This is a genomic window from Novosphingobium profundi, assembly GCF_018491765.1.
In the GTDB taxonomy this organism is placed as follows: domain Bacteria; phylum Pseudomonadota; class Alphaproteobacteria; order Sphingomonadales; family Sphingomonadaceae; genus Novosphingobium; species Novosphingobium profundi.
Window position 1 is genome coordinate 173,323 of the sequence record NZ_JABWCU010000013.1, and the last position, 24,827, is coordinate 198,149.

General features: G+C 66.3%; 27 protein-coding genes and 1 tRNA gene. 15 read left to right on the forward strand and 13 right to left on the reverse strand.

Going from position 1 to position 24,827, the window contains the following annotated elements:
- Positions 1-2: 2 nt before the first annotated feature.
- From HT136_RS16385 to coxB, 4 genes are all read right to left on the reverse strand, one after another.
- A complete protein-coding gene (locus tag HT136_RS16385; protein WP_214200868.1) occupies positions 3-161 on the reverse strand; it encodes a hypothetical protein in 159 nt (52 codons plus the stop codon).
- Between the two features lie 8 nt (positions 162-169).
- A complete protein-coding gene (locus HT136_RS16390) occupies positions 170-1,090 on the reverse strand; it encodes a heme o synthase (protein WP_214200869.1) in 921 nt (306 codons plus the stop codon).
- A gap of 110 nt (positions 1,091-1,200) precedes the next feature.
- Positions 1,201-2,892, reverse strand: a complete 1,692-nt coding sequence (gene ctaD / locus HT136_RS16395) for a cytochrome c oxidase subunit I (RefSeq protein WP_214200870.1) — start codon at positions 2,890-2,892, stop codon at positions 1,201-1,203.
- Positions 2,893-2,924: 32 nt separating this feature from the next.
- On the reverse strand, positions 2,925-3,803 hold the full coding sequence (gene coxB, locus HT136_RS16400; RefSeq protein ID WP_246543787.1) for a cytochrome c oxidase subunit II: 879 nt from the start codon (positions 3,801-3,803) through the stop codon (positions 2,925-2,927).
- 322 nt (positions 3,804-4,125) lie between these two features.
- Here coxB and pyrE point away from each other — a divergent pair, with 322 nt between their 5' ends.
- From pyrE to HT136_RS16445, 9 genes are all read left to right on the forward strand, one after another.
- Entirely contained in the window at positions 4,126-4,710 is a 585-nt protein-coding gene (gene pyrE, locus HT136_RS16405) for an orotate phosphoribosyltransferase (protein ID WP_214200874.1), read from the forward strand.
- A 31-nt stretch (positions 4,711-4,741) separates the two neighbouring features.
- The gene (locus HT136_RS16410; RefSeq protein WP_214200875.1) at positions 4,742-5,485 is read left to right on the forward strand and encodes a pyridoxine 5'-phosphate synthase; all 744 of its coding nucleotides are present in this window, start codon (positions 4,742-4,744) and stop codon (positions 5,483-5,485) included.
- Positions 5,482-5,736, forward strand: a complete 255-nt coding sequence (locus HT136_RS16415; protein WP_214200876.1) for a hypothetical protein — start codon at positions 5,482-5,484, stop codon at positions 5,734-5,736. The genes HT136_RS16410 and HT136_RS16415 overlap by 4 nt, the downstream gene beginning before the upstream one ends.
- Positions 5,733-6,191, forward strand: a complete 459-nt coding sequence (acpS, locus tag HT136_RS16420) for a holo-ACP synthase (RefSeq protein ID WP_214200878.1) — start codon at positions 5,733-5,735, stop codon at positions 6,189-6,191. Before HT136_RS16415 ends, acpS begins: the two co-directional genes overlap by 4 nt.
- 17 nt (positions 6,192-6,208) lie before the next feature.
- Positions 6,209-7,126, forward strand: a complete 918-nt coding sequence (gene lepB / locus HT136_RS16425) for a signal peptidase I (protein WP_214200879.1) — start codon at positions 6,209-6,211, stop codon at positions 7,124-7,126.
- A complete protein-coding gene (locus tag HT136_RS16430) occupies positions 7,123-8,280 on the forward strand; it encodes an AI-2E family transporter (protein ID WP_343222218.1) in 1,158 nt (385 codons plus the stop codon). Before lepB ends, HT136_RS16430 begins: the two co-directional genes overlap by 4 nt.
- 71 nt (positions 8,281-8,351) lie before the next feature.
- Entirely contained in the window at positions 8,352-9,515 is a 1,164-nt protein-coding gene (locus tag HT136_RS16435; protein WP_214200880.1) for a DUF3089 domain-containing protein, read from the forward strand.
- Positions 9,512-9,994 (forward strand): Holliday junction resolvase RuvX, encoded by a 483-nt coding sequence (gene ruvX, locus HT136_RS16440; protein WP_214200881.1) that lies wholly within the window; start codon positions 9,512-9,514, stop codon positions 9,992-9,994. Before HT136_RS16435 ends, ruvX begins: the two co-directional genes overlap by 4 nt.
- 149 nt (positions 9,995-10,143) lie before the next feature.
- On the forward strand, positions 10,144-10,677 hold the full coding sequence (locus HT136_RS16445; RefSeq protein WP_214200882.1) for a CAP domain-containing protein: 534 nt from the start codon (positions 10,144-10,146) through the stop codon (positions 10,675-10,677).
- Positions 10,678-10,808: 131 nt separating this feature from the next.
- On the opposite strand, the gene HT136_RS16450 is transcribed toward HT136_RS16445, so the two are convergent.
- Genes HT136_RS16450 through argH form a run of 4 tightly spaced genes read right to left on the reverse strand, consistent with a single transcriptional unit; the run spans position 10,809 to position 14,598 of the window.
- Positions 10,809-11,603 carry a precorrin-2 dehydrogenase/sirohydrochlorin ferrochelatase family protein gene (locus HT136_RS16450; RefSeq protein WP_214200883.1) on the reverse strand — a complete coding sequence of 265 codons (795 nt, stop codon included), beginning with the start codon at positions 11,601-11,603 and terminating at the stop codon, positions 10,809-10,811.
- A 35-nt stretch (positions 11,604-11,638) separates the two neighbouring features.
- Positions 11,639-12,898, reverse strand: a complete 1,260-nt coding sequence (gene lysA / locus HT136_RS16455) for a diaminopimelate decarboxylase (protein WP_214200884.1) — start codon at positions 12,896-12,898, stop codon at positions 11,639-11,641.
- Between the two features lie 19 nt (positions 12,899-12,917).
- Positions 12,918-13,199 carry a hypothetical protein gene (locus HT136_RS16460; protein ID WP_214200885.1) on the reverse strand — a complete coding sequence of 94 codons (282 nt, stop codon included), beginning with the start codon at positions 13,197-13,199 and terminating at the stop codon, positions 12,918-12,920.
- Between the two features lie 25 nt (positions 13,200-13,224).
- Positions 13,225-14,598 (reverse strand): argininosuccinate lyase, encoded by a 1,374-nt coding sequence (argH, locus tag HT136_RS16465; protein WP_214200886.1) that lies wholly within the window; start codon positions 14,596-14,598, stop codon positions 13,225-13,227.
- Between the two features lie 19 nt (positions 14,599-14,617).
- Between argH and HT136_RS16470 the strand changes: the two genes are divergently transcribed.
- Positions 14,618-15,235, forward strand: coding sequence for a TlpA family protein disulfide reductase (locus tag HT136_RS16470; protein ID WP_343222219.1), 618 nt, complete (start codon positions 14,618-14,620; stop codon positions 15,233-15,235).
- A gap of 62 nt (positions 15,236-15,297) precedes the next feature.
- Here the strand turns inward: HT136_RS16470 and HT136_RS16475 are convergent, their stop codons facing one another.
- Entirely contained in the window at positions 15,298-15,804 is a 507-nt protein-coding gene (locus tag HT136_RS16475) for a DUF4334 domain-containing protein (RefSeq protein ID WP_214200888.1), read from the reverse strand.
- A gap of 182 nt (positions 15,805-15,986) precedes the next feature.
- On the opposite strand from HT136_RS16475, the gene HT136_RS16480 reads away from it, so the two are divergent.
- Positions 15,987-17,075 carry a bifunctional transcriptional activator/DNA repair enzyme AdaA gene (locus HT136_RS16480; protein WP_214200889.1) on the forward strand — a complete coding sequence of 363 codons (1,089 nt, stop codon included), beginning with the start codon at positions 15,987-15,989 and terminating at the stop codon, positions 17,073-17,075.
- On the opposite strand, the gene HT136_RS16485 is transcribed toward HT136_RS16480, so the two are convergent.
- Both HT136_RS16485 and HT136_RS16490 read right to left on the reverse strand, forming a co-directional pair.
- Positions 17,076-18,935 (reverse strand): methyl-accepting chemotaxis protein, encoded by a 1,860-nt coding sequence (locus HT136_RS16485; RefSeq protein ID WP_214200890.1) that lies wholly within the window; start codon positions 18,933-18,935, stop codon positions 17,076-17,078.
- A 93-nt stretch (positions 18,936-19,028) separates the two neighbouring features.
- A complete protein-coding gene (locus HT136_RS16490) occupies positions 19,029-19,919 on the reverse strand; it encodes an HpcH/HpaI aldolase/citrate lyase family protein (protein WP_425516899.1) in 891 nt (296 codons plus the stop codon).
- Positions 19,920-20,029: 110 nt separating this feature from the next.
- Between HT136_RS16490 and HT136_RS16495 the strand changes: the two genes are divergently transcribed.
- Positions 20,030-20,103, forward strand: a tRNA-Gly gene (locus HT136_RS16495).
- A gap of 197 nt (positions 20,104-20,300) precedes the next feature.
- Positions 20,301-21,527 (forward strand): tyrosine-type recombinase/integrase, encoded by a 1,227-nt coding sequence (locus HT136_RS16500; RefSeq protein ID WP_214200891.1) that lies wholly within the window; start codon positions 20,301-20,303, stop codon positions 21,525-21,527.
- Between the two features lie 65 nt (positions 21,528-21,592).
- Here HT136_RS16500 and HT136_RS16505 read toward each other — a convergent pair whose 3' ends face one another.
- Together HT136_RS16505 and HT136_RS16510 are read right to left on the reverse strand one after the other, a co-directional pair.
- Positions 21,593-22,309, reverse strand: coding sequence for a hypothetical protein (locus HT136_RS16505; RefSeq protein WP_214200892.1), 717 nt, complete (start codon positions 22,307-22,309; stop codon positions 21,593-21,595).
- Between the two features lie 44 nt (positions 22,310-22,353).
- Positions 22,354-22,854 carry a Panacea domain-containing protein gene (locus HT136_RS16510; protein ID WP_214200893.1) on the reverse strand — a complete coding sequence of 167 codons (501 nt, stop codon included), beginning with the start codon at positions 22,852-22,854 and terminating at the stop codon, positions 22,354-22,356.
- 556 nt (positions 22,855-23,410) lie between these two features.
- Here HT136_RS16510 and HT136_RS16515 point away from each other — a divergent pair.
- Both HT136_RS16515 and HT136_RS16520 read left to right on the forward strand, forming a co-directional pair.
- The gene (locus tag HT136_RS16515) at positions 23,411-24,298 is read left to right on the forward strand and encodes an ArdC family protein (RefSeq protein WP_214200894.1); all 888 of its coding nucleotides are present in this window, start codon (positions 23,411-23,413) and stop codon (positions 24,296-24,298) included.
- Positions 24,295-24,579 carry a sigma factor-like helix-turn-helix DNA-binding protein gene (locus tag HT136_RS16520; protein ID WP_214200895.1) on the forward strand — a complete coding sequence of 95 codons (285 nt, stop codon included), beginning with the start codon at positions 24,295-24,297 and terminating at the stop codon, positions 24,577-24,579. Before HT136_RS16515 ends, HT136_RS16520 begins: the two co-directional genes overlap by 4 nt.
- Positions 24,580-24,827 lie beyond the last annotated feature (248 nt).

A 24,827-nucleotide genomic window follows, 5' to 3' on the forward strand; every position in this document is an offset into this window, starting at 1 on the left:
GCTCAGCTCATCTTGGCGATCGAGATGAAGAAGACCAGCACCACGAACGCAGCAAGGGCAAGGCCAAGGACGCGATTGCGCCCCTTGCGGATCTGCGCGATCGAGCGGGCTTCGTCCTGGCCCGTCCCGTTCACGCCGGTATCGTTGCTGTCCTCTCCCATGAATTCCCTCAGATCACGATGAACCGGTCCATCACCAGCGCCGCGAAGAGCGCGAAGAGGTAGATGACCGAATAGGCGAAGAGCTGCTTCTCGGGGCGCATCGTGTCGGCCTCGCCGCGCGTGCGCAGGCCTACGCGGACCGAGAGCGCGAGAAACAGGCTGGAAAGCACGAGCGCACTGACGCCGTAAAGCGCTCCGGTGCCGCCGATCGCCCAGGGGACGACCGAAAGCGGCAGAAGCAGCACCGAATAGATCAGGATCAGGCGGCGGGTGGCCTTCTCGCCCGCAACCACCGGCATCATCGGGATGCCGACCTTGGCGTAGTCACTCTTCACGAAGAGCGCGAGCGCCCAGAAGTGCGGCGGCGTCCACATGAAGATGATCGCGAAGAGCACGACCGGCATCAAGGTGATATGCCCGGTCGCCGCGACCCAGCCGATCAGCGGCGGGAACGCCCCTGCACCACCGCCGATGACGATGTTCTGCGGGGTGCGGGGTTTCAGCCAGATGGTGTAGATCACCGAATAGTAGATGATCGATACGACGAGAATGGCCGCAGGCAGCCAGCCGACCGCAAATCCCATCAGGAAGACCGACCCCGAGCACAGCACCAGCGCGAAGTCGCGCGCGGTGGTGCGGTCGAGCCGGCCCTGCGGGAGCGGGCGCTTGGCGGTGCGCTTCATCCCCGCATCGATGTCCGCCTCCCACCACTGGTTGAGCGCCGCCGCGCCGCCCGCACCGATCGCGATGCACAGGATCGCGGTAAAGGCGAGGACCGGGTGGATACGCTCGGGCGCGGCGATGAGACCGCACAGGCCGGTAAAGATCACCAGGCTCATCACGCGCGGCTTGGTCAGCGCGAGAAGGTCGCGCCAGTCGGCCGGACGCCGCGCGGGCGCCGGAGTCGGGGGGGTAATCGAGGTCGTCATGGTGGCGTGCCCATACACCGTTCGCACCTTTCAGGCGAGCCGGACAATTTGACCGCCCCCAGGGGCCGCCAAATTGCCGGATGCATACACCGAGAGGGGACTCGATCCGATCAGTGGTGCGCCGCCTCGTCGATGACCGGAAGGGTCTCGAACTGGTGGAACGGCGGCGGGCTGGTCAGCGTCCATTCGAGCGTCGTCGCGCCCTCGCCCCAGTAGTTGTCGCCAGCCTTGCGCCCGGCCAGGAAGGCGTAGGCGATGTTGACGAACCAGACGACCAGCGAGGCGGCCATGACCATGTAGCCGATGGTGGCGATGTGGTTCCAGTAGGTGAAGGCCTCCGGATAGTCCGGGTAGCGACGCGGCATGCCCTGCATGCCCAGGAAGTGCATCGGGAAGAAGATCATGTTCACGCCCACGAAGAAGATCGCGAAGTGCAGCAGGGCGAGGAACTCGGAGTGCATCTTCCCGCTCATCTTCGGGAACCAGTAGTAGAACCCGGCGAAGAGCGCGGTGACCGCACCAAGCGAGAGCACGTAGTGGAAGTGCGCGACCACGTAGTAGGTGTCGTGAAGGTTGTCGTCGATGCCGCCGTTGGCGAGCACCACGCCGGTCACGCCGCCCACGGTGAACAGGAAGATGAAGCCGATCGCCCAGACCATCGGCGACTTGAACTCCAGGCTGCCGCCCCACATCGTGGCGATCCACGAGAAGATCTTTACGCCCGTCGGCACCGCGATGACCATGGTGGCGGCGGTGAAGTACATCTTGGTGTTCACCGAAAGCCCGGTCGCGTACATGTGGTGCGCCCAGACGATGAATCCGACGACGCCGATCGCGACCATCGCGTAGGCCATGCCGAGGTAGCCGAAGACCGGCTTCTTCGAGAAGGTCGAGATGATCTGCGAGATGATGCCGAAACCGGGCAGGATCATGATGTAGACTTCGGGGTGGCCGAAGAACCAGAACAGGTGCTGGTAGAGCACCGGATCGCCGCCGCCTGCAGGGTCGAAGAAGGTCGTGCCGAAGTTGCGGTCGGTCAGCAACATGGTGATCGCCGCGGCCAGGACCGGCAGCGAGAGCAGCAGCAGGAACGCGGTGACCAGCACCGACCACACGAACAGCGGCATCTTGTGCAGCGTCATGCCCGGCGCGCGCATGTTGAAGATGGTGGTGATGAAGTTGATCGCGCCCATGATCGAGCCCGCGCCCGCGAGGTGCAGCGCGAAGATGCCGAAGTCGACCGCCGGCCCCGGCGAACCGTAAGTCGAGAGCGGGGCGTAGACCGTCCACCCGGTGCCCGCACCAAGCCCGGTGCCACCCGGCACGAAGGCCGAGCACATCAGCGAGACGAAGCCCGCCACCGTCAGCCAGAACGAGATGTTGTTCATGCGCGGGAAGGCCATGTCGGGCGCGCCGATCATGATCGGCACGAACCAGTTGCCGAAGCCGCCGATGATCGCGGGCATGACCATGAAGAAGACCATGATCAGGCCGTGCGCGGTGATGAGCACGTTCCAGGTGTGCAGCGTGGTGGTGAAATCGGGATTTTCGGCCCCGAACCACTTCGCGAACATGTCGAGGTACTGGATGCCCGGCTCGGCGAGCTCGACGCGCATCATGCCCGAGAAGGCACCGCCGATGATCCCCGCGAAGATCGCGAAGATCAGGTACATCGTGCCGATGTCCTTGTGGTTGGTGGACATGAACCAGCGGGCGAAGAAGCCCGGATGTTCGTGCAAATGGTCGTGCCCGTGGCCGTGGTCCGAAACGTGGCCCTGGAACTGGTCTGCGGTGGTTGCCATCTTGGTAGCCTGTCCTTGCGTTCGCGGGGCCGTCAGCTGACGGCTTCGGTGGCGGCGGCCTCGGTCGCCTCGGCGGGGACCGTCTCGACTGCCGGCTCGGCGGCGGCGGGTTCGGCCGGAGCCTTCTGCCCGTCGATCACCGCACCCGCGTGGGTCAGCACCCACTGGTTGTACTTGTCGCGCGGCAGCGCCTCGAGCGCGATCGGCATATAGCCGTGCTTGGCCCCGCACAGCTCGGAGCACTGGCCGTAGTAGACGCCGGGCTTCTCGACGAAGAGCACCTTTTCGTTGATGCGGCCGGGCACCGCGTCAAGCTTGAACCAGAGCGAGGGCACCGCGAAGGAGTGGATCACGTCGGCTGCGGTGATCTGCAGGCGGATCGGTTCACCCACCGGGACCACCAGGCGGTTGTCCACCTCAAGGTGCGAAGGGCCGTCCCAGGGCTCCGAGCCCACTTCGCGGGTGCCGGGGTTGACCACCGGCTGGCCGGGAATGTTGAGCATCGTGGAGACGACCTCGAAATCGCCATTATCGGGGTAGCCGTAAGTCCAGAACCACTGGTTTCCGGTGACCTTGATGGTCAGCGCGGACTTGGGTGCGGGCTTGTACTGCTTGGCGATGAGGTCGATCGAGGGGATCGCGATGCCGAGCAGGATAAACACCGGCAGGATCGTCCAGATGACTTCGATCGCGGTGTTGTGGCTGGTGCGCGAGGCGACCGGGTTGGCGCGGCGGTTGTAGCGCACCACTACCCAGACGAGCAGCGCGAGGACGAAGAGCGTGATCACGGTGATGATCGGCATCAGGATGCCGTTGTGGATCCACAGGCCGTATTCGCCCAGGGGCGAGAACTGCTGCTGGAAGCCGAGCCCGCCTGCCGTCGGCATGCCGACGCCCTCGACGGGCTTCATCGGCGTGTAGCTTCCCGTCTCCTGCGCGAGGGCGGGAACGGCGAAGACAGCGGATGCGGAAAAAATGCAGGCCCTTCCCCAAAGGCGTGCACGACGGGCGATATGGCCGGATATCATCGTTATAGCGCTTCCGTTTCTTTTATAAACGCACACGCGAATCGCCCCGCCTGCACGCTCCCCAAATGCGGAGGCTGTTGCCCCCCTTCCAAATCCGCCTATACGCGCGCTTGCTGCGCGTCTCAAGCGCCACTAGGGAATTTTTGAGTTTGCGTGGTCCGTTACGGACCCGAACCGCCATTTTGATGAAAAGGATTTGACCGTCATGCAGGAAGAAGAGGTCCTCGCGGAATTCCGCGCCAGCAAGGCGCTGCTGGAAGGGCATTTCCTCCTCTCCTCGGGCCGCCACAGCGCCCACTACCTGCAGTGCGCGCGCGTGCTCCAGAACCCGGACCGCGCCGGACGGCTCGCCGTCGCACTTGCCGCGACGCTGCCCCACGATATCCGCAAGCAGATCCAGAAGGTCGTCTCGCCGGCCATGGGCGGCGTGATCATCGGCCAGGAAATGGGCCGCGCACTGCAGGTCGATGCAATGTTCGTCGAGCGCCCCACCGGCACTTTCGAGCTGCGCCGCGGCTTCGAGCTCGATCCGGGCGACAAGGTGCTGATGGTCGAGGACGTGGTCACCACCGGCAAGTCGAGCCGCGAGGCGATCAAGGCGATCGAGGACGCGGGCGGCGAAGTGATCGCGGCGGCCTCGCTGGTCGACCGTTCGGCGGGCGCGGTGGACCTCGGCGTTCCCTACTTCCCGCTCGTGGCGCTCAGCTTCCCGACGTACGCGCCCGACGAACTGCCCGCGGAGCTTGCCGCCACCCCCGCGATCAAGCCGGGCAGCCGCCAGCAGCCCTGATCCCGCTCCCCCAGTCCGAGGTCTGCCTCCCGTGTCCAGTGTCCTAGTTCCCCAGCATTTGCGCCTCGGCGTGAACATCGACCACGTCGCCACCATCCGCAACGCGCGCGGCGGGCTCCATCCTGATCCCGCGCGCGCCGCGCGGATCGTGGCGCAGGCGGGCGGCGACGGGATCACCGTGCACTTGCGCGAGGATCGCCGCCACATTCTCGACGGTGACATCCAGCGCGTCCAGGACGCGACCGGCTTGCCGGTCAACCTCGAGATGGCCGCGACCGAGGAAATGCTGGCGATCGCGCTCAAGCACCGTCCGCACGCGGCCTGCATCGTGCCCGAGCGGCGCGAAGAGCGCACCACCGAAGGCGGGCTCGACGCGGCGGGCCTCCACAACCAGCTGGCCCCGATCGTCGGACGCCTCACCGAGGCGGGGGTGCGCGTCAGCCTGTTCATCGGTCCCGAGCCGCACCAGATCGCGGCGGCGATGAAGCTGGGCGCGCCGGTGGTGGAGCTGCACACCGGCGAATACGCGCACGCCCAAGGCGAACAGGTAGCGAGCGAGCTGCGCCGGATCACCGACATGGCCGCGCTCGCCGCCAAGAACGGGATCGAGCCGCACGCCGGGCACGGCCTTACGTACGAGAACGTCCAGCCGATCGCGGCCATCCCCCAGATCGCCGAGCTCAACATCGGCCACTACCTCATCGGCGAGGCGATCTTCACCGGCCTCGAGGCAAGCATCCGCCAGATGCGCGCGTTGATGGATGAGGTGCGGTGAGCACCCGGCACCCCGATCTCGATCTCCTGCGCCGGCGTATCCGGCGCGTGTGCCTCGTGATCGTGCCGCTCGTCGCCTGCGCGATGACCGCGCTCGCCCTGTGGAACGACGCCAGGGCCGGGCGCCCCTTCGAACCCCACCCGATCTTCTCGGGGCTGGGCATGGTCGGCTGGGGCTTCGCCGTCTTCGTGCTTTCGGGCCCGGTGCTCACCCTCGTCGCACGGCTGCGCGAGAGGAGGAACGGACGATGATCGTCGGTCTGGGGTCGGACTTGTGCAACATCGAGCGGATCGCCCATTCGCTCGAAACCTATGGCGAGCGCTTCCTCAACCGCGTCTTCACCGAGACCGAACGCGCCAAGGCCGCGCGCCGGCCGCACACCGTCGCGGGCACTCTGGCCAAGCGCTTCGCGGCCAAGGAAGCCTTTTCCAAGGCAGTCGGAACCGGGTTCAAGGCCGGGGTGTTCATGAAGGACATCGGCGTCGTCAACGCCCCCTCCGGCGCCCCCACGCTGGCGCTGACAGGCGGCGCGAAGGCGCGGCTCGAGGCGCTGACACCGCCCGGTCACGAAGCCGTGGTTCACCTCACGCTCACCGACGATCACCCATGGGCCCAGGCCTTCGTCGTGATCGAAGCCCGTCCCGTCGCGCCCGCCACAAGTCCCGACACGAACCCCGGCTCAAGCCCCGTCTCAAGCCCCGAGTAGACTTCTTGCCCCAGACCATGACCGATACCCCCTCTTCGCCCGCCGCCCCCAGGACCGAAACGCCTGAAGAGGAAGGCAAGGTCGACTGGTGGCGCGAGGTGCGCGGCCTGGTGCTGATGCTGGTCGGCGTGCTGGCGTTCCATTCGTTCATCGCCAAGCCGTTCTACATCCCCTCGATCTCGATGATGCCCAACCTGCTGGTGGGCGACCGGCTGGTGGTCTCCAAGTACGCCTACGGCTGGAACTGGTCCTCGATCAGCTTCCACGCCCTGCCCCGTTCCGATTGGCGGCTGCTGGGCAAGACGCCCGAATATGGCGACATCGTCATCGTCGTGCCGGGCAACCGCAAGGAAGACCTCATCAAGCGCGTCGTCGCCCGGCCCGGCGACCGCATCGCGGTGATCGACGGGCGCATCCGCCTCAATGGCCGCTTCATCCCGCGCGAGGTCGTGCCCCCCACGCCGATCGCGGCCGACCCCCAGCTCCAGTGCGACGGGCAGGAACAGGGCCATTGCTACGACGGCTGGGAGGATTTCCGCGCCCGCCTGCCTTCGGGCCGGATCGTCTACGAAATGCCGACCTACCGCGAAACCTTGCCCAACGGCGCGCGTTACAACGTGATCGACTACATGAACCAGCGCCTCGACAACTTCCCGGAGATCCAAGTGCCCGAAGGCCACGTCTTCCTGATGGGCGACGACCGCGACCGGTCGGCCGACAGCCGCGCCCCCTTCGAAAACTGGGGGGGCGTCGCCGGTGGCGGGCTCGGCGGGCCGGTGCCGCTCTCGGACATCGGCGGGCGCGCCGAGTTCATCACGTTCTCGCTCGACGGCACCCAGACCTGGAACCCGCTGACCTGGTGGAGCGCGCTTCGCGAGGGTCGCGCCTTCACCAGCCTGCGCCCGCCGATCGAGGCGAGCCCGACCGCGCCGTGACCCGCGACGCGGGGAGACCGCCCGAACCGGCCGTTCCCGCCGCGACCGAGGCACCTGCCCTCGCGCCCGCCGAGGCAGCCGCGATTGCCAACGGACATCACCCGCTCGCGCCGCGCGTCCACCGCGTCGGCCCCACCGACATCACCGACCCACTGATCCGCAGCGAGGCGCGCAAGGCCTTCGTGTGGATCGGCATGCTGCTGTTCTTCGCGCTGGCGGTGTTCCTTTCGCAATCGCTGCTGGTGATCTTCGGGGGCATCGTCTTCGGCGCGCTGCTCGACGGCGGCGCGCGGCTGCTGCGGCGCGTGGTGCCGCTGGGACGAAGCTGGTGCGTGTGCATCGTGCTGGCCCTCGCGCTGCTGGCCGTCGCCTGGGTGGCGCGCTTTGCGGGCAGCCAGATCGCGGTCCAGGCGGCCGAGCTGCCCGCGACCATCGAGGGCCAGTACCATGTCGCGCTCGCGTGGCTGCGCGACCACGGCATCAACGTCACCGCGGTCGACCTGCGCTCGATCGCGCGCGAGGCGATGGGCGGCATCAGCCAGGTGACGGCGGTCGTCGGCGGGTTGCTCGGCGCCTTCGCGACGCTGTTCCTGATCCTGGTGCTGGGCATCTACTTCGCGCTCGAGCCACGCCTCTACCGCCGGGGCGTTGCCTGGATGCTGCCGGGAGACCGGCGCGACCACTTCGAGGGCACCGCGCAGGCAATGGGCGCGGCGCTGCGCCGACTGCTCTTCGGGCGGGTCATCGGGATGACGCTGGAGGGCCTGTTCACCTGGATTCTGCTCCAGACCTACGGGGTGCCGATGGCCGCGCTGCTCGGCCTGATCACCGCGCTACTGGCCTTCCTGCCCAACATCGGCGCACCGATCTCGGGCGCGATCATGATCCTCGTCGGCTTCTCGGGCGGGATGGAGATGGGGCTCTATACGCTCTTCGTCTACGTTCTGATCCACCTCTTCGACGGCTATCTCATCGTGCCGATGATCGCGCGCAAGACGGTGGACCTGCCGCCTGCGCTCGTGCTCGCCGCGCAGCTGATCATGGGCGTCCTGTTCGGCATCCTGGGCCTTGCCCTCGCCGACCCGCTGGTCGCCATGATCAAGATCTGGCTCGAGCGCGAGGCCGCGCGCAACCGCCCCGTGCCCCCCGCCTGACTCAACTGAGCTGGCCACCGCCTGCGCTCAAAGCTTGACCGCGCCCGAGCGGCGCGCAAGAGGATAACGCCATGGCCCGCAAGTTCCTCTACGTCGTCGCCGTCCTCCTCGTGCTCTTCGTGGCCGCGCGCCTCGCGCTCACGTTCTGGGCCGACGAGCTGACCGAGTTCACCTTCGTGCCCGCGGGCACGTTCGAGACACAGGCGCCCATGGCGCAAGGTGCCTGGGACAAGCCCGAGATGTGGATCGCGCGCCCCGGGCTTGCGAACGATCCTGCGCGCTGGCTGCCCAAGGGGGCGACAAAGGCGCCCGCCGGCTCGGCGCGCGCGGCGGTGTTCTTCGTCCACCCCACCAGCTACATGACCAAGGCGCACTGGAACGCCCCGCTCGACGACGCGGAGGCCAACGCCCGCGCCGCGCTGTTCACCCAGGCCATGGCCAGCGCCTTCACTGCCGCGGGCGACGTCTGGGCCCCGCGCTACCGCCAGGCCACCATCGGCGCCTTCTTCACCGAGCGCCCCGAGGCACAGCAGGCGCTCGACCTTGCCTATGGGGACGTGACGCAGGCCTTCGACACGTTCCTCAAGGCCAATCCCGAGGGACCGGTGATCCTTGTCGGGCACAGCCAGGGCGCGTTGCTGATGCGCCGCCTGCTGCGCGACCGCGTCGCGGGTACGCCGCTCGCCGCGCGCATCGCGGCGGTTTACATGCCCGGCTGGCCGGTCTCGCTCGCGCACGACCTGCCCAGGATGGGCCTGCCGCCCTGCACCAGCGACAACCAGGCCGGCTGCGTGCTCTCCTGGCTCTCCGTCGCCGATCCCGCCGACACCGGCGCGCTGCTCAAGGGCTATGCGCGCCAGAAGGGCCTCGACGGCGCGGCGCTCGCCGGCAGCCCGTTCCTGTGCACCAACCCGCTGACCGGATCGCAAGGCGCCTCGGCGGACGCCAGCGGCAACACCGGCACGCTCGTCCCCGACTTCGCGAACAAGACCGGCACGCTCGTCGCGCAGGCCGTTCCCGCCGCCTGCGAACTCGACGGCTTCCTCCACATCGGTCCACCGCCCAAGCTCGACATGGGCGACTACGTGCTGCCGGGGAACAACTACCACGTCTACGACATCACCCTGTTCTGGGAAAACCTGCGCGCCGATGCCCGCAAGCGGCTGACCGCGTGGATCGCGCAGCAGGACGCCGCACCCGAACAGAGCGTGCCCAACGTGAAGCCCGCGCCGTGAGCGACCCCCTCGGCGTCACCACCAGCGTCCTCGACTTTCGGGGCGCGCTGCCCGATGCGGGCGCGCTGCTCGGGCTGGATCTGGGCACGCAGACCATCGGCACCGCCTTTTGCGACGCGGGCTGGCGCTTTGCCTCGCCGGGCAAGACGCTGAAGCGCGGCAAGTTCGGGGCGGACAGGGCGGCGCTGACGGAGCTGATCGCAGAGCGCTCGATCAAGGGCATCGTCATCGGCCTGCCGCTCAACATGGACGGCACCGAAGGCCCGCGCTCGCAATCGAGCCGGGCCTATGCCCGCAACCTCGCCGCGCTCGGCCTGCCGATCCTGCTGTGGGACGAGCGCTGGTCGACGATGGGCGCCGAACGGGGCCTGCTCGACCAGGACATGAGCCGCGCCAAGCGCAAGGAACGCATCGACAGCGCGGCGGCCGCCGTGATCCTCCAAGCCGCCATCGACGGGCTTGCGGGGGGGATGTTCTAACCCGGCACGTTTGCACGCCCCTCCTCGCGCCCGCCCGGGGACGGCCAAGGGAAATTGTTAACGGTCGTGGGATTAAGATAGAGCCGTTCGGAAAATTGTCAGGAACTTGCGCGTAACGACGCCATCGCGACGCGAGTTTGGATTTTTCAATGGTATTTGGCATCCTGTCCGCCGCCGCACTGGCCGCATCCGGCCCTGCGCCAACGCGCGATGACGCGGGCTTCCAATCGGTCGTTCTCGCGCTTCACAACCAGGAACGCGCCGCGGTGGGAGCGCCTGCTCTGCTCTGGAGCGCGCGCCTTGCCCGCGACGCGCGCACCTGGGCCGAAAGGCTGGCCGCATCGGGCGTGTTCCAGCACGACGGCGCGAACACGAGCGAGGGTGAAAACCTCTGGATGGGTACGCGCGGCGCCTTTCGCCTGGAGGATATGGTCTCGGGCTGGGTAAACGAGAAAGCCCAGTTTCGGCGCGTGCGTTCCTGGCAAGCCAACTTTCACCGCGTGGGCCACTACACCCAGATGATCTGGGCCCGCACGAGCGCGGTCGGCTGCGCCCTCGCGCAGAGCGCCCGCTACGAGTACCTCGTGTGCCGCTATGATCCGCCGGGCAACGTGTGGAACGAGAGCCCCTACGATGCAACGCGCCTCGCCGCGAATCGGCGTATCGTCCGATCAGGCTATTGAATGGATACAAGGGGCCATCGCCCCTTGACCCCAAACCGTCGACCTCACCTCCAGGCACGACCCGTTGTGCGCCCATTGCCCGCGACGGTATCAGAAGCTCGAGGGGCCATGCCCCTCGAAAGATCTCTTTTCTAGATTCTGGGCGCGCGCAGCACGACGGTGAGGCCGTCCTCCGCTTCGATCGTGTCCCCAAAGCCCAAATCGCGCCGCACCGCATCGGCGCGGGCGCGCACGAGGAGGGCCTCGGGGATACCCGGTTCGCAGGCGAGCACGTCGGCCTCGCCGATGAGGCGGGCCTGGCGCAGCGTGAGGTCGTCGGGATCGAGGCTGGCAAGAGCGACTTCGACGAGGCCACTGGCCTCAACGGACAGCGAACCGGCGAGCCAGGCCTCGACCTTCTCGGCGCTGTCCTCGCGCAAGGGATCGAGCGGGCCGCCGGTCGTGAGCGCGGCGTCGATCGCGCGGCGCCGGTCCCCTGCATCGGGCCAGCGTTGGCGCAAGGCCGTGCGGGCGCCCTTCAGCGCGAGGGCGAGCGCGCCGAGCGACTGCGGCAGCAGCGTCTCGAGGCGCAACCGCAGTTGCTTGGCCAGCCCGGCCGAGGCTCCGCCGGTCCCGAAGGCGATGAGCACCGGGTTGCGGTCGAGGATCGAGGGCACGGTGAAATCGCACAAGGCGGGTCGGTCGGTGACGTTGACGAGCAGGCCGGCCGCGCGTGCGCGGCGCGCATCGCGCTGGCTGCGTTCCTCGTCCTCGTGCGCGATGAAGGCCAGCCGGGCGCCGCGCAGCAGCCCCTCGCGAAAATCGTCGACGACGAGGCCGCCCGCGCGTTCGACCAGGCGGCGCTTGGCCACGGCCGCCTCACCACTCCCGAGTACGAGCACAGGGCGATCCCTGACGGCGTGGAAGAGCGGGAGAGCGTCGATCATCGCCGCTCCTTACCAAGCCTTCCCGGCGCGCTCAATCAGGCGAGGAAGTCGGGCACGCTTTCAGCGGCGAGGATCGTCTCGGGCTCGATGCGCCCCGCGACAAGCGCCCAGGCGTCGCCATCGACCATGACTTCGGGAACCAGCGCGCGGCTGTTGTAGGTGTTGGCCATCGTCGCGCCATAGGCGCCCGCCGTGCGGAACACGACGAGATCGCCCGCCTTGACCACGTCGACCTTACGGTTCTTGGCAAAGACGTCCGAGCTTTCGCAGATCGGGCCGACGACGTGCGCCTGCCAGGTTTCGCCGCTTGGCTTGACGGCCGCGAAATCGTGCCAGGCATCGTACATCGCCGGGCGCGCAAGGTCGTTCATCGCGGCATCGACGACGATGAAGGGCGCGCTCGTGCCCTCCTTCACGCGGATCACCGCGGAAACGAGCACCCCCGCATTGCCCGAGATCACCCGGCCCGGCTCGAACATGATCGTCGCGTTCCAGCCCTTCGTCACCTCGACCACCATCGCGCCGTAGTCGGCCGGGGTCGGCAGGTCTTCCTCGCCCTTGTAGGGTACGCCAAGGCCACCGCCGAGGTCCATGTGGGTGACGGCAAGGCCCTGCCCGCGCAAGTCCTCCATCAGAACGCCCATCTTGACGAAAGCCTCGCGCGAAGGCTCGAGATCGGTGATCTGGCTGCCGATGTGCACGGCGAGGCCGCGCATGTTCAGCCCCTCGAGCGCGGAAAGACGCGCGTAGATCGCGCCCGCGCGGTCATAGGCGACGCCGAACTTGTTCTCAGCCTTGCCGGTCGAGATCTTGGCGTGGGTGCGCGCATCGACATCCGGATTGACGCGCAAGGCGCACGTCGCCGTCAGGCCGAGAGCTGCGGCGATCTCGGCGAGTTCCACGCCCTCTTCCTCGCTCTCGAGGTTGAACTGGCCGATACCCGCCTTCACCGCCGCGGTGAGCTCGCGCTTCGACTTGCCCACGCCCGAGAAGACGATGTCGGCGGCCGGCATGCCGGCGGCGAGCGCGCGGTTCATCTCGCCCTCGGAGACGACGTCGGCCCCGTAGCCTTCGCGCGAAAGCAGCCGCAGCACGGCAAGGTTGGGGTTCGACTTCACCGCGAAGGCGATGTGCACCTTCTCTAGGCCCGAAAGCGCCTCGCGAAAGACACGGGCGTGGCGCTCGAACGTGGCGCGCGAATAGACGTAGACGGGGGTACCGACGTGCCGCGCGATTTCGGCAAGCGGCACCTGTTCGGCGCAGAGCTCGCCGTCGATCAGCTGGAAATGGTCCATGGGGTTCCTGTCGGAAAAATCAGTCGGTCGATGGGGTGGGCGTGGCTGCGTCGCTGGGCACGGCTTCGGGCGGCGGCAGGTCGAACGGATCGTCCTCGCGCTGTTCGGAGCGGGTGCGCAGCTCGACGCTGCGTTTGGGAATGGCGAGCGTGGGCGTTTCGAGCAGCTCGTTGGCGCCTGGACGCTCGGCGCGCCCATAGGGGGCCGGCGGCAGCTCCTTGCCCGCCTTCATCGCGAGGTCCGCGCGTTGCCCGCAGGCCGCGAGCGCCGCCAGAACCAGAAGAGCCGCCACCTTGCGCATTCCCGTCACTCCTTGCGGCCCTGCTTCAGGCCAAGCCGAGCGCGGCGCGGGCCTCGGCCACGCGCGCACGCACCTGATCGGGCGCCGTGCCGCCGTGCGACGCGCGCGCGGCAACCGAAGCCTCGACCGACAAGGCCTTGAATACGCGCTCGTCGATGCGGCTGTCGATCTCTTTCAGGTCTGCCAGCGGCAACTTGTCGAGCGCGAGCCCCCGTGTCTCGGCCAGCTTGACCGCCGCACCGGTGATGTGGTGCGCCTCGCGGAAGGGAATGTCGCCCTCGCGCACCAGCCAGTCGGCAAGGTCGGTCGCGGTGGCGAAGCCCATCTCGGCGGCCTGGAGCATGCGGTCGGTGCGGAAAGTGGTCTCGGCGACCATGCCCGTCATCGCCGCGATCGAGAGCGCGAGCAGGCCATGCGCCTCGAACACGGGCGGCTTGTCGTCCTGCATATCCTTCGAATAGGCGAGCGGCAGGCCCTTCATCGTCATCATCAGCCCGGTCAGGCACCCGGCAATGCGCCCGGCGTGGCCGCGCACCAGCTCGGCCGCGTCGGGGTTCTTCTTCTGCGGCATGATCGAGCTGCCGGTCGAGAGCGAATCGGGCAGGCGCACGAAGGCGAAGGGCTGGCTCGCCCAGATGATGAATTCCTCGGCAAGGCGCGAGAGGTGGAGCGAACACTGCGCCGCCGCCATCAGATAATCGAGCGCGAAGTCGCGGTCCGAAACGGTGTCGAGGCTGTTGTCGGTGGGCGCATCGAAGCCGAGCGCGCTGGCCGTCATGTGGCGATCGATCGGGAAGCCCGTCCCCGCCAGCGCCGCCGAACCCAGCGGCGAACGGTTCATGCGGCGGCGGTTGTCGGCCAGGCGCGAACGGTCGCGCGCGATCATCTCGTAATAGGCCATCAGATGGTGGCCAAGCGTCACCGGCTGCGCGGTCTGGAGGTGGGTGAAGCCGGGCATGATGCTTGCCGCATGTTCGCCCGCGCGGGTCACCAGCGCCACCTGCAACGCCTCGAGCCCGGCATCGACCTCGTCGATCGCCTGGCGCACCCAGAGCTTGAAATCGGTCGCGACCTGGTCGTTGCGGCTGCGCGCGGTGTGCAGGCGCCCGGCGACCGGACCGATCAGCTGCGCAAGGCGCGACTCGGTGGTCATGTGAATGTCCTCGAGGTCCCAGTTCTCAGGGACGCCGCTGACTTCGTACTCGGCGGCGACCGCATCGAGGCCCTCGGAAATGGTCGTGGCGTCGGCGGGCGTGACGATGCCCTGCGCGCCGAGCATCGCGACGTGCGCCTTGCTGGCCGCGATGTCCTGACGCCACAGAGCCTTGTCGAAGGGAATCGAGGCGTTTATCTCGCGCATGATCGCCGACGGTCCTTCTGCGAACCGTCCGCCCCACATCTGGTTGGAGCCCCCCACCGTGCCCTCTGCGCCGCTATCCAAATCGCTCAAGTCGCTCGTCCTGTATTCGTTTGCCGGGTCCTGTGCCCTGCTGATCGCGGGTTGCGATAGGCAAAGCGCACCCGACGCGCAACCGACAGCTTCGCAAGCACCGGCAGGCGGCAACGGCGAGGCGGCCGTCACACCGCCCGTGCAAGGCAAGCTCGATCGCTCGCACAAGGGCGAGCCGATGCCCACGATCACGCTGGTCGACCAGTCGGGCGAGAGCCTCGACCTGACCTCGCTCAAGGGCAAGCCGCTGCTGATCAACCTGTGGGCGACCTGGTGCGCGCCCTGCGTCGAAGAGCTGCCCACGCTCAACACGCTGATCGGCCGCGAGGACGAGCTGGGCGTGCAGGTGCTGCCGATCTCGCAGGACATGGGCCAGCCCGACAAGGTCGTCGAGATCCTCCACCGCCGCAAGCTCGACAACATCGAGCCCTGGCTCGACGAGCAGGGCGATCTCGGCTTCCAGTACGGTGGCAACCTGCCAATCACGGTGCTGTTCGACAAGGACGGCAAGGAAGTCTGGCGCTGGATCGGCAGTAACGACTGGACCAGCCAGGACGCGCTCAAGCTGATCGCCGAAGCCAAGTAAGCCCGCCTATTCCGATCCCTGCCGCCTCGGGCCCGGCGGGCAGGGATCGCAAGGTGTGCGCCTCAGCCCTCGCGGTCCAGCACGAAGAAATAGGTTCCCGGATCGCCGCGCCGATCCATCGCGCCCAGCAGCGTCACTTCGTCGACCCGGCGGAAATGGTCGATCACGGGCAGCCGGTCGTAGACCATCGCGGCCGAGAGCACCCCTCGGTATTCGACCCTGCGCAGCCGCGCCGCCGGTGCGGGCGCCTCGATCGCCTTGCGAATGGCGCTGAGGTCGCGCACGCCTTGCGCCAGCGCCTGCGCCACGCCGATCGGGTCGGCCACGAAATAGCCGCTACGCGCCGCGTCGTGGAACAGCAGCGGGTCAACGCTCTCGCTGTCGGTGAAGCGCTTGCCGTACCAGCCGCTGCATTCCAGCGATCCGTCCATGGGGTGCCCGCTCGGAAACTCGCGGCCTCGCCAGGTACCCGCTAGAAACCCGACATCGACGGGCTCGAGCGCGTCGAACAAGGTGAAGGCCTGATCGGGGCGGACCGATCCGGTGGCGATGGCCTCGGCGAAATGCATGGCGGTCTCTCTCCCGTCTGTCGTCGAGGCGAGAATGTCATGATTATTTATTCACGTAAATAAATTCATTTCCCACTCCTTCGAGGCACAACGCATGAGCGATTTCGGGCGCGGGCACGGCCAAAAGAATAGACGCCCGAAATCAGGCGGCGCCAGTGCCCGAGGGGTGCTAGAACAGACCCATGCTGTTCGACCTCCCCGATGACGCCACGCTCTACCAGGCCCTGCTGGCCCGCAACCCGGACTACGACGGGCAGGCCTTCGTCTGCGTATCGACAACCGGCGTGTTCTGCCGCCTGACCTGCCCGGCGCGCAAGCCGCTGCCCGAGAACTGCACCTTTCGCGCCACGATCGGCGAGTGCATCGAAACAGGCTTTCGTCCCTGCAAGCGCTGCCACCCGCTCGAAGCTGCCGCCAAGGCCGAACCGGTGATCGCCACCTTGCTCGCCGCGCTCGACCGCCAGCCGGGACGACGCTGGAGCGAGGGCGACGTGACCGCGATGGGCCTCGACGCCTCGACCGTGCGGCGCGCCTTCAAACGCCACTACGGTATGACGTTCCTCGAGATGGCGCGCCAGCGCCGCCTGCGCGAGGGCTTCACGACGCTTGCCGCGGGGGGCGCGGTGATCGAGGCGCAGCTCGAGGCGAGCTTCGAATCGCCCAGCGCCTTTCGCGCCGCCTTCGCCCGCCTGCTCGGCTGCGCACCCGCCGACTTGAGCCCCGGCGAAGGCCTGATGCGCGCGCACTGGATCCCTACGCCGCTCGGCGACATGATCGCGGTGGCGAGCGCGCGCCACCTGCACCTGCTCGAATTCGTCGACCGCAAGGGCCTGCCCGCCGAACTGAGGAAACTGCAGGAGGGTACCAACGAGCGGATCGGCATCGGCCTGCTCGCCCCCACCGAACAGGCCACGCACGAACTGGCCAGCTATTTCGCCGCCGAATCGGGCACCTTCGAGACTCCGCTGGCCATGGCGGGATCGCCGTTCACGCGGCAGGTCTGGGAAGCCCTGCGCACGATCCCTCCGGGCGAAACGCGCAGCTATGGCGAGCTCGCTCGCCAGATCGGTCGTCCCTCGGCGATGCGTGCGGTCGCACGCGCCAACGGCGCCAACCAGATCGCGCTGATGATCCCTTGCCACCGCGTGATCGGCGCCGACGGCTCGCTGACGGGCTACGCAGGCGGACTCTGGCGCAAACAGCGCCTGATCGAGATCGAGCGAAACTTGCGCGATCGCGCGCGCAACCCCAGCCGCACCGCCGCGGCCTGATCAGAACTCGGCCCAGTCCTCCTGCACCGCCAGATTGCCCTGTGCCGGCGCAGAGACGGCGCGGCGCGGCGCGGGGCCGCGCATCGGCATCCGCTCTACGACACCGCCCGTGCGGCCTTGCGCCGCGTAACTGCCAAGGTCGAACCGGCCGACCAGTTGCCCCATGCGCTGCGCCTCCTGCGCCAGACTGCGCGAGGCTGCGGTCGATTCCTCGACCAGCGCCGCGTTCTGCTGCGTGGTCGTATCCATCTGGCCCACGACCTGGTCCACCTGCCCGATGGCGTTCGATTGTTCGTTGGCCGAGTCGGCGATCTTGCCGATCATGTTCGCCAGCTCGCCTGTGCGCACGACGATCTTGCCCAGCGCCTCGCGCGTACGCTCGAGCATCTCGACGCCATTGCCCACCTCGCCTCCGCTGGTCTGGATGATCCCGCTGATCTCGCGCGCGGCCTCGGCCGAACGCTCGGCCAGCGCACGCACTTCGGTGGCGACCACGGCGAAGCCCTTGCCCGCCTCGCCCGCGCGCGCGGCCTCGACCCCGGCATTGAGCGCGAGCAGGTTGGTCTGGAAGGCGATCCCATCGATCAGGGTCACGATTTCGGCCATGCGCTGGCTCGACTTGGAGATCGCCTCCATCGCGTTCGAGGCGCGCACCATGATCTGGCTGCCCTCTTCGGCTTCATGTTCGGTCTCGAGCGCGTTCTGCCGCGCATCATTGGCGACGCGGGCGGTGTCCGCCACCGATTCGCGCAGTTCGCGCACCGCCGCGGCCGACTGCTCGAGCGCGGCCGCCTGCGCGGTCGTGCGGCTGGCCAGATCGTCGGCCGCGCTGGCGATTTCGCCCGCGCCGTTGTTGACGTTGCCCGAAGCCTCCGCCACTTCGCCCAGGACTTCGCCAAGGCGCGAAATCGTCTCGTTGAAATCGGTCCTCAGCCGCTCGTAATCCGGCGGGAATTGGGTGGTGATCGCGCAATCGATCTTGCCGCCCTTGAGCGCGCCGAGGCCCGCTGCGAGTTCGTCCACGACCACCCTTTGTGCCGCAGCCTGTTCCTCGGCACGGCGACGCGCGCGCTCGGCCACGGCCTCCTTGATGGCTTCGAGCGCCCGGGCGATCGCGCCGATCTCGTCGCGCCCCTCACGCCCCGGAACGGCCGTGTCGAGATTGCCGCGCGCCATCTCCTCCATCGCCCGCGTCAGCGCCGCCAGCGGACGGATCACGCGGTTGTACAGAAGCGCCAGCACGCTCACGCAGGCAAGTCCGATCAGCACCAGCAACCCGACGATCCAGTCGAACGAGGAGGCCACGGTCGCCTTGCCCTTGTTGCCCGCCTCGTTGCCAATCTCGACGTTGTAGGCGAACTCGTCGTCGACCTGCTTGTCGAGCCGGTAGCCGATCGATTTGAGCGCACCGTTGTAAAGCCGCGTCGCCTCGTCGTTCCGGAGCACCAGCGAGACCGCGCGCACGGGTTGCAGCTCCACCTTCCATTCGCGCCAGCTCGCCTTGAGGTCGGCGAAAAGCTTCGCCTCCCGCGCATCGGACACCAGGGTGTCGTATTCCTGAAAGGCCTTGTCGGTGCGCGCTATCGCAGCGGCGAGTTCGCCGTCGATCCGCTGGGTCTCGCCGCGCGTATCGGCCAGGATGTGCTGAGAGATCAGGATGCGTGCCGTCGCCTGGGCCTGGGCGATATCGCCCATCACCGCGAGACTGGGCACGGTATTGTCCGAAGAATAGGACAGGCTGCCGCCCAACCGGTCGATGAAGCGCAGGGCCATGGCCCCGCTCATCAGCGCCAGCAACGCGATCAACAGCGTTGCCAGCAGGGTGACGGTGCGAATCTTCAGACTTCCCAACAGGACCATCGTGGCGCTCTTTTTCAGGCACGCCCCATCGCGTGCGACGACGCCGATAGCATTGCCCGCGAAAAGGAACTTCTGACGGGAAACCAGTGGTTTCTACGAGGGTCTACAGGCCTGTTCCAGCAACCGGCGCGCCCGCTCCAGCCAGGGACGATCGACCATCGTGCCCTTCCAGCGCAGCGCCCCCTGCCCCGGATGGGCGGCAAATAGGTCGACGATTTCCTGCGCCTGCGCGATTTCCGCGTCGCTCGGGGTAAAGGCCGCGTTGATCACGGGAACTTGCGCCGGGTGGATCGCCAACATCCCGCGATAGCCCTGCCGCCGGACCTGCCCGGCGCGCCTGCGCAGCGCCTCGAGGTCGTGGAAGTCCGCGCAGATCGTCTCGATCGGCAGGACCCCCGCGTTCGCCGCGCCCAGCAGACAGAAGCTGCGCGCCATCTCGTAAGTGAACGAATACGCCCCGTCCGGCTCCCGGTTCGCGGACGCGCCCAGCGCGTCGGCCAGATCCTCGGCGCCCCAGGTCATCGCGGCCAGGCGCGGCGCCCCCGCGTAATCCCCGCAGTGGAACATGCCCCGGGCGGTCTCGGTCACCAGAACGATCAGTCGCGTGGTGCCCGGCGCAATCCCGAAGGCCGCCTCCAGTGCCTCGAGATAGCGGTGCAGCACCTCGACATCCTCGCGCCCCTCGGCCTTGGGCAACATGATCCCGCCCGGCCGCCCGGGCATGATCGCCGCCAGGTCTTCGAGTGCAAGGCCGCCGGAAAGCGGATTAATACGCACCCAGAGCCGGTGGCGCTGTGCCGGGTTGTCGTCGAGCAGCCGACGCACCGCCACGCGGGCCTCGGCCTTGGCCTCGGGCACGACGGCGTCCTCGAGATCGAGCAGGACCACATCCGCCTCGCCCTCCATCGCCTTGTGCATCTTGCGCACGCTGTCGCCGGGTGCGAACAGCCACGAGCGCGCGGCGAAGGGGGCTGTCGGCATCATCTCACTCTCCCGGGACGTCCGGCAGGTCAGCGCCCGCCTTCACGCAATTGCTTCGTGGCTTGCAATCCCCATTGACCCAAACGCCATTCCAGTGCAATCGCCACTGCGCCGCGGGTGTAGCTCAATGGTAGAGCAGCAGCTTCCCAAGCTGACGACGAGGGTTCGATTCCCTTCACCCGCTCCAGCCTCCCTTCCGAAATTTTCCGAGAAATGGTATAAAAGCCCTGAAATCCGGGGCTTTAGAGCCCTGTCTTGTCCGGACGTGGCCGCCCGTTTCCGCCTGCATGCAGAAATTTTTGGGGGTACTTTGGGGTTTCGGCGTCTTGTCCAATGAGAGTGACCCCCACCGTGGGGGTCCCCAAGCGGGAAAGGCGCAGAAATATGCCACTTACCGACATTGCGATCCGAAACGCCAAGCCCCGAGAGAAAGCCTACAAGCTTGGCGACGCTCTTGGCCTGTTTCTGCTGGTGAAGCCGACCGGGGGAAAGCTGTGGCGGGTGAAATATCGAATCCACGGCAAGGAGAAGGCGCTCGCCGTAGGCACCTACCCAACGGTCGGTCTCGCCGAAGCGCGGCGACGCCGGGACAACGCGCGGCAACTGGTTTCGGATGGTCGGGATCCGTCGATCGAAAAGCGGCGCGAAAAAATGCGCGCGGAACTGGCTACGGCAACGACCTTTACCGCCATCGCCGAGGAGTACTGTGCCAAGCGCAAGCGCGACGGGGTTAAGGCCTGGGCCCCTGCGACAGCCAATCGAAGCGAATATCTGCTCTCGTTGCTGCGAGGATCGATCGGCACCATGCCGATCGGCGACATTGAACCGATAGACGTGCTGACTGCGGTTCGCAGGATCGAGAAGAAGGGACAACTGGAAAGCGCCCGTCGCACGCTCCAACTCGCTGGCGCGGTCTTTCGCTACGCCGTAGCGACGGCTCGCATCTCCTCCGATCCGACCCGCGACCTTCGTGGCGCCCTGACTACGCCCACGGTCACGCATTATGGGGCAATCATCGAGCCGGAACGCGTCGGCGAACTGCTGCGTGCGATCAATGGATACGAGGGCCAGCCTTTGACCAAGTTGGCGATGCTTCTGGCGCCGCACGTCTTCGTTCGCCCTGGTGAACTGCGCCATGCTGACTGGTCCGAATTCGATTTCGATAGTGCGCTCTGGAGAATACCTGCCGCCAAGACGAAGATGCGCAAAGACCATATGGTCCCCTTGTCGCGTCAGAGCCTGGCCATCTTGAAGGACGCGAACGCCCTGACCGGTCCGACAGGGTTCGTCTTCCCGTCCATTCGGTCACGCCGACGACCAATGAGCGACAACACGATCAATGCCGGGCTACGCCGACTTGGCTACGCGAGCGACGAAATGACCGCCCATGGTTTTCGGGCCATGGCCTCAACCTTGCTCAATGAAAGTGGCAAATGGCATCCCGATGCGATCGAACGCGCACTGGCGCATGGAGACAGCGACCGGATCCGGGCGGCGTATCACCGAGGGGCGCACTGGAAGGAACGAGTCGAGATGGCCCAATGGTGGAGTGACTATCTCGACGAGATGCGCGGCGAAGGAGCGCCAAAGAGCGCTTTCAAACGCCAATGACAGCAACCTATTTCCACACCAAGAAGCTGAGAAAAGGCGCCTTTCTTTAAAATTCAGGCCCCATTCTAGGCTGGCAAGCTGCCACCAAACAAGTCGTCTCCTCGATCAGCTGGCGGCTTCTTGGTCCGTTCCTTACGGGTCACCCCTTCGGCCGTAAGAATGTCGTAGGCATCGACAAACCTCTGAAAGAATCTCTCCATTTCAGTAGGCTCCAGAAGGGGAAGGTCGGTTAGGTCGTATACCTTCATACGACGATTATCGCAGCCTTTGGGGGCACTTAGATCAAGCAACAGCAGGTCCGCATCACGGAATTGATCAACGGCAAAGAGCGACATGATCGTGCTGGCAATCATGCGCAAACCATCGCGCCCAGGCACATGCTTACGCCGAGGCTGGAGATAGAAAAATGTCGTCTTGCCGTTCTCTCGGAAGAAAAACAGAGGATCGACGTTGATCGCGAAGTCGGGACGCAAGTTGAGCCGTTGTGGGGAGAGCGAATGACAAATTAGATCGTTGTGCCCTTGCGCCGCATCCCAGATCAGCCCTCCGACTTCCTCGTTGTGTGGCCGCCCTTGCTTATTGCCGGTCAAGCCGCATGCACGAACGGCGGCCTCTCTTGGAATGGGAGAACTGAAAACGGCCTTCGCCACACGCTTGGCCGGGGTATACCCCCAGACAGGTCCGCTGGTGCGATAGTAGCGCCTGAGATTGGCAGCTGTCGTTTCAACGTCATGACCAGTCAACCTGACCACGTCTTGAAGTGGGGGAATCGCTAACGTCATGAACGGATCTTTACCATCTTGCGGAAGTGGAACAAAGATGGCGACTACTGCACAGTTGCCGTTTTCCCCTGCGCAATGAAGTGCCGGCGAATGGACTCATTCGCAATTTCCATATTCAGCCGCACTTTACCATCCTTGGCATTCCAGACTTGATCCCACGGACCGCCGCGAACGTGCGTCAAATCGGAGAGCTCGAAAGCACCAAAGCCTGAGTAATACCGCAAGGTGGAGCGAAGCAACTTTTCGGTTTCAGCAGAGAAGTCTGCTCGTGCTTCCGTGACCTCGCCCGTATCCAGATCCATCATGGTCGCACGGCTGGTAATCGGCCCTGCTGCGTGAACCTTGAAGCTGTTATAAACGACCTTGATGACGGGCCCGTACTCCCAAGCTTCAATGCGATTCGAAATCAGCGGCGAATCGAACGAGGCCAAGTGCCAGCCGTGAGCAAAGTAGATGTGTTTGAGTATGCCCATGTTAGTGAGCACCACTCCGCGATCCTCTGCGCAGTCCAGTAGATAGTTGGCAACTTGCCTGGCGTCGTACATTGCTAACTCGTGAGGACTTCAATGGCCCGTACGCGGCTGCCGTTACAGATGAAGAGAGTTCCGCGCAATCGAAGCTACCACTGGTCCGCTGGCGATACGAGGAGGCATAAGCAGCTTGCGAAAATGAAGCCGTGGGATTTACCACCAGCTCGTTGTTTTGCGATCCTTTGAAACAATGGCTGACCCGCGCCGTTAGCGCGGCCGGGCTCTATTTCGCTGTCGCCCAACCGAGCCATCGGCTGCGCCGCCGTCTCGTCGCCAGAGCCGTCACGATCCCTGTCAGGGGCGGGATACGGCTTGCATCCCTTCAAGTGTCGCCGCGCTGACCCGCGCGGCGGCGTTGGCCTTTGTCGGCTCCAAGGTGGCGGAGGGCGTCGCTGCCCGATAGCCCCGCCTCGACGGGGCGCAACCCGTCCGCTGCGCTCTCGGGTCCTTCACGTTGTTACGGCCTTGCAGGTGCGCCCCGCCTTTTGCCGGCGGGGCTGCTGGTTCGCTCCTGCCGCCCCCCGCCACCCTGGCGCCGGTCAATGGCGGTTGAAGGAAGGAGTGAAGGAGCATGTCCAAGGACAACCGTCAGAGCCTCTATGGAGAGGTCACGAGCCGGATCATTGCCGAGCTGGAGGAAGGCCGCGTGCCATGGATGCAGCCGTGGGACGCAGCGCGGTGCCCGGTGACGATGCCGAACAACGGAGTAACCGGGCGCATCTACAGCGGCATAAACGTGCTGATCCTGTGGGCGGCCGGGATCGGGGGCGGCTATTCCTCGCAGCGTTGGCTTACCTATAAGCAGGCCGAGAAGGCAGGTGGCAACGTCAAGCGCGGGGAGAAGGGAACGGTCATTTGTTACGCCGATCGTTTCACGCCCAAGGACGAGGCGCAAAAGGCCCGGAGCGAGGATCGCGACGCGCGCACCGTGGCCTTTCTCAAGCGGTTCACGGTCTTCAATCTCGATCAGTGTGAAGGGCTTCCCATCGAGGCCGGGGCGGCCCCGAGCGTGTCCGACCCAGTCATGACGCGGATCGAGGCCGACCGGATCATCACGCTGTCAGGCGCAGACTTCCGGATTGGCGGGCGCGAGGCCTACTATGCTCCGGCCGAAGACTTCGTGATGGTGCCGCCACAGGTTGCTTTCCCCGATCCGATCAACTGGTACCGCACGGCGCTGCACGAACTGGGGCATTGGACCGGGCATCCTACCCGCCTCAACCGGGACCAATCGGGCCGCTATCGTTCCTCGAAGTATGGCCGGGAGGAACTGGTCGCCGAGATGACCAGCGCCTTTGTCTGTGCCTCCTTGGGGATCGCGCCAAGCGTGCGGCATTCCGACTATATCGGTGCGTGGCTCACGGTATTGCGCGAGGACGAAAAGGCGATCTTTCGCGCGGCCAGTGCCGCCAGCAAGGCCGCCGATTACCTCCTTGCCTTCGGGGAGGATGCGGCATGATCCGGCCTCTTGCCTTTCTCGTCCAGCGTATCCGGGAGGTGTCGCTCAGGGGCGCCTTTGCGGAAGTCACCGATCCCCGGCACCGGCGGTATATGCGCGCGATGGCCTCGCTTCCCGATGCCGAGCACGCGGCCTTTCGTCTGGCCCGCATCGAAGGCTTGAACGTGCCCCGGATCGCGGACGAACTTGATATCTCGAACGCGCAGGCCGAAACCCATCTGGCCCATGCAATCGAAATGATTGCCTGTTCCCTGCGGCGTCAGGAACGCAAGGGATGGTGATACACGCGCGGCCGGAGCCCACAGGGCCCCGGCCGCCATCATTTTGCACTTGGCAGCAAGGATGTTAGGCGCGAGTCTGTGCCTATGAAAACGAGCCTCGACCATCTCCCGGCGAACAAGCTGTCAACCGGCGCGCAAAACTGACCCCCTATCGGCGTCCAATATTGACCCCACCTTTCGGTAGTCTGGCGGTTATCCCGGTAGTCGATAGGAGGGGCCCACGGACGACGACGCGCACCGTCAGGTGT

Bases quoted from the DNA above. Each gene is read 5' to 3' on its own strand.
- HT136_RS16510 (WP_214200893.1), bottom strand. From the start codon at position 22,854: ATGTACGACGCCAGGCAAGTTGCCAACTATCTACTGGACTGCGCAGAG.
- HT136_RS16385 (WP_214200868.1), bottom strand. From the start codon at position 161: ATGGGAGAGGACAGCAACGATACCGGCGTGAACGGGACGGGCCAGGAC.
- HT136_RS16460 (WP_214200885.1), bottom strand. From the start codon at position 13,199: ATGCGCAAGGTGGCGGCTCTTCTGGTTCTGGCGGCGCTCGCGGCCTGC.
- HT136_RS16485 (WP_214200890.1), bottom strand. From the start codon at position 18,935: ATGGTCCTGTTGGGAAGTCTGAAGATTCGCACCGTCACCCTGCTGGCA.
- HT136_RS16435 (WP_214200880.1), top strand. From the start codon at position 8,352: ATGGCCCGCAAGTTCCTCTACGTCGTCGCCGTCCTCCTCGTGCTCTTC.
- HT136_RS16475 (WP_214200888.1), bottom strand. From the start codon at position 15,804: ATGCATTTCGCCGAGGCCATCGCCACCGGATCGGTCCGCCCCGATCAG.
- HT136_RS16520 (WP_214200895.1), top strand. From the start codon at position 24,295: ATGATCCGGCCTCTTGCCTTTCTCGTCCAGCGTATCCGGGAGGTGTCG.
- HT136_RS16445 (WP_214200882.1), top strand. From the start codon at position 10,144: ATGGTATTTGGCATCCTGTCCGCCGCCGCACTGGCCGCATCCGGCCCT.
- lepB (WP_214200879.1), top strand. From the start codon at position 6,209: ATGACCGATACCCCCTCTTCGCCCGCCGCCCCCAGGACCGAAACGCCT.
- coxB (WP_246543787.1), bottom strand. From the start codon at position 3,803: ATGAAGCCCGTCGAGGGCGTCGGCATGCCGACGGCAGGCGGGCTCGGC.
- ctaD (WP_214200870.1), bottom strand. From the start codon at position 2,892: ATGGCAACCACCGCAGACCAGTTCCAGGGCCACGTTTCGGACCACGGC.
- HT136_RS16450 (WP_214200883.1), bottom strand. From the start codon at position 11,603: ATGATCGACGCTCTCCCGCTCTTCCACGCCGTCAGGGATCGCCCTGTG.
- argH (WP_214200886.1), bottom strand. From the start codon at position 14,598: ATGTGGGGCGGACGGTTCGCAGAAGGACCGTCGGCGATCATGCGCGAG.
- acpS (WP_214200878.1), top strand. From the start codon at position 5,733: ATGATCGTCGGTCTGGGGTCGGACTTGTGCAACATCGAGCGGATCGCC.
- HT136_RS16515 (WP_214200894.1), top strand. From the start codon at position 23,411: ATGTCCAAGGACAACCGTCAGAGCCTCTATGGAGAGGTCACGAGCCGG.
- HT136_RS16480 (WP_214200889.1), top strand. From the start codon at position 15,987: ATGCTGTTCGACCTCCCCGATGACGCCACGCTCTACCAGGCCCTGCTG.
- lysA (WP_214200884.1), bottom strand. From the start codon at position 12,898: ATGGACCATTTCCAGCTGATCGACGGCGAGCTCTGCGCCGAACAGGTG.
- HT136_RS16505 (WP_214200892.1), bottom strand. From the start codon at position 22,309: ATGACGTTAGCGATTCCCCCACTTCAAGACGTGGTCAGGTTGACTGGT.
- HT136_RS16490 (WP_425516899.1), bottom strand. From the start codon at position 19,919: ATGATGCCGACAGCCCCCTTCGCCGCGCGCTCGTGGCTGTTCGCACCC.
- HT136_RS16390 (WP_214200869.1), bottom strand. From the start codon at position 1,090: ATGACGACCTCGATTACCCCCCCGACTCCGGCGCCCGCGCGGCGTCCG.
- pyrE (WP_214200874.1), top strand. From the start codon at position 4,126: ATGCAGGAAGAAGAGGTCCTCGCGGAATTCCGCGCCAGCAAGGCGCTG.
- HT136_RS16500 (WP_214200891.1), top strand. From the start codon at position 20,301: ATGCCACTTACCGACATTGCGATCCGAAACGCCAAGCCCCGAGAGAAA.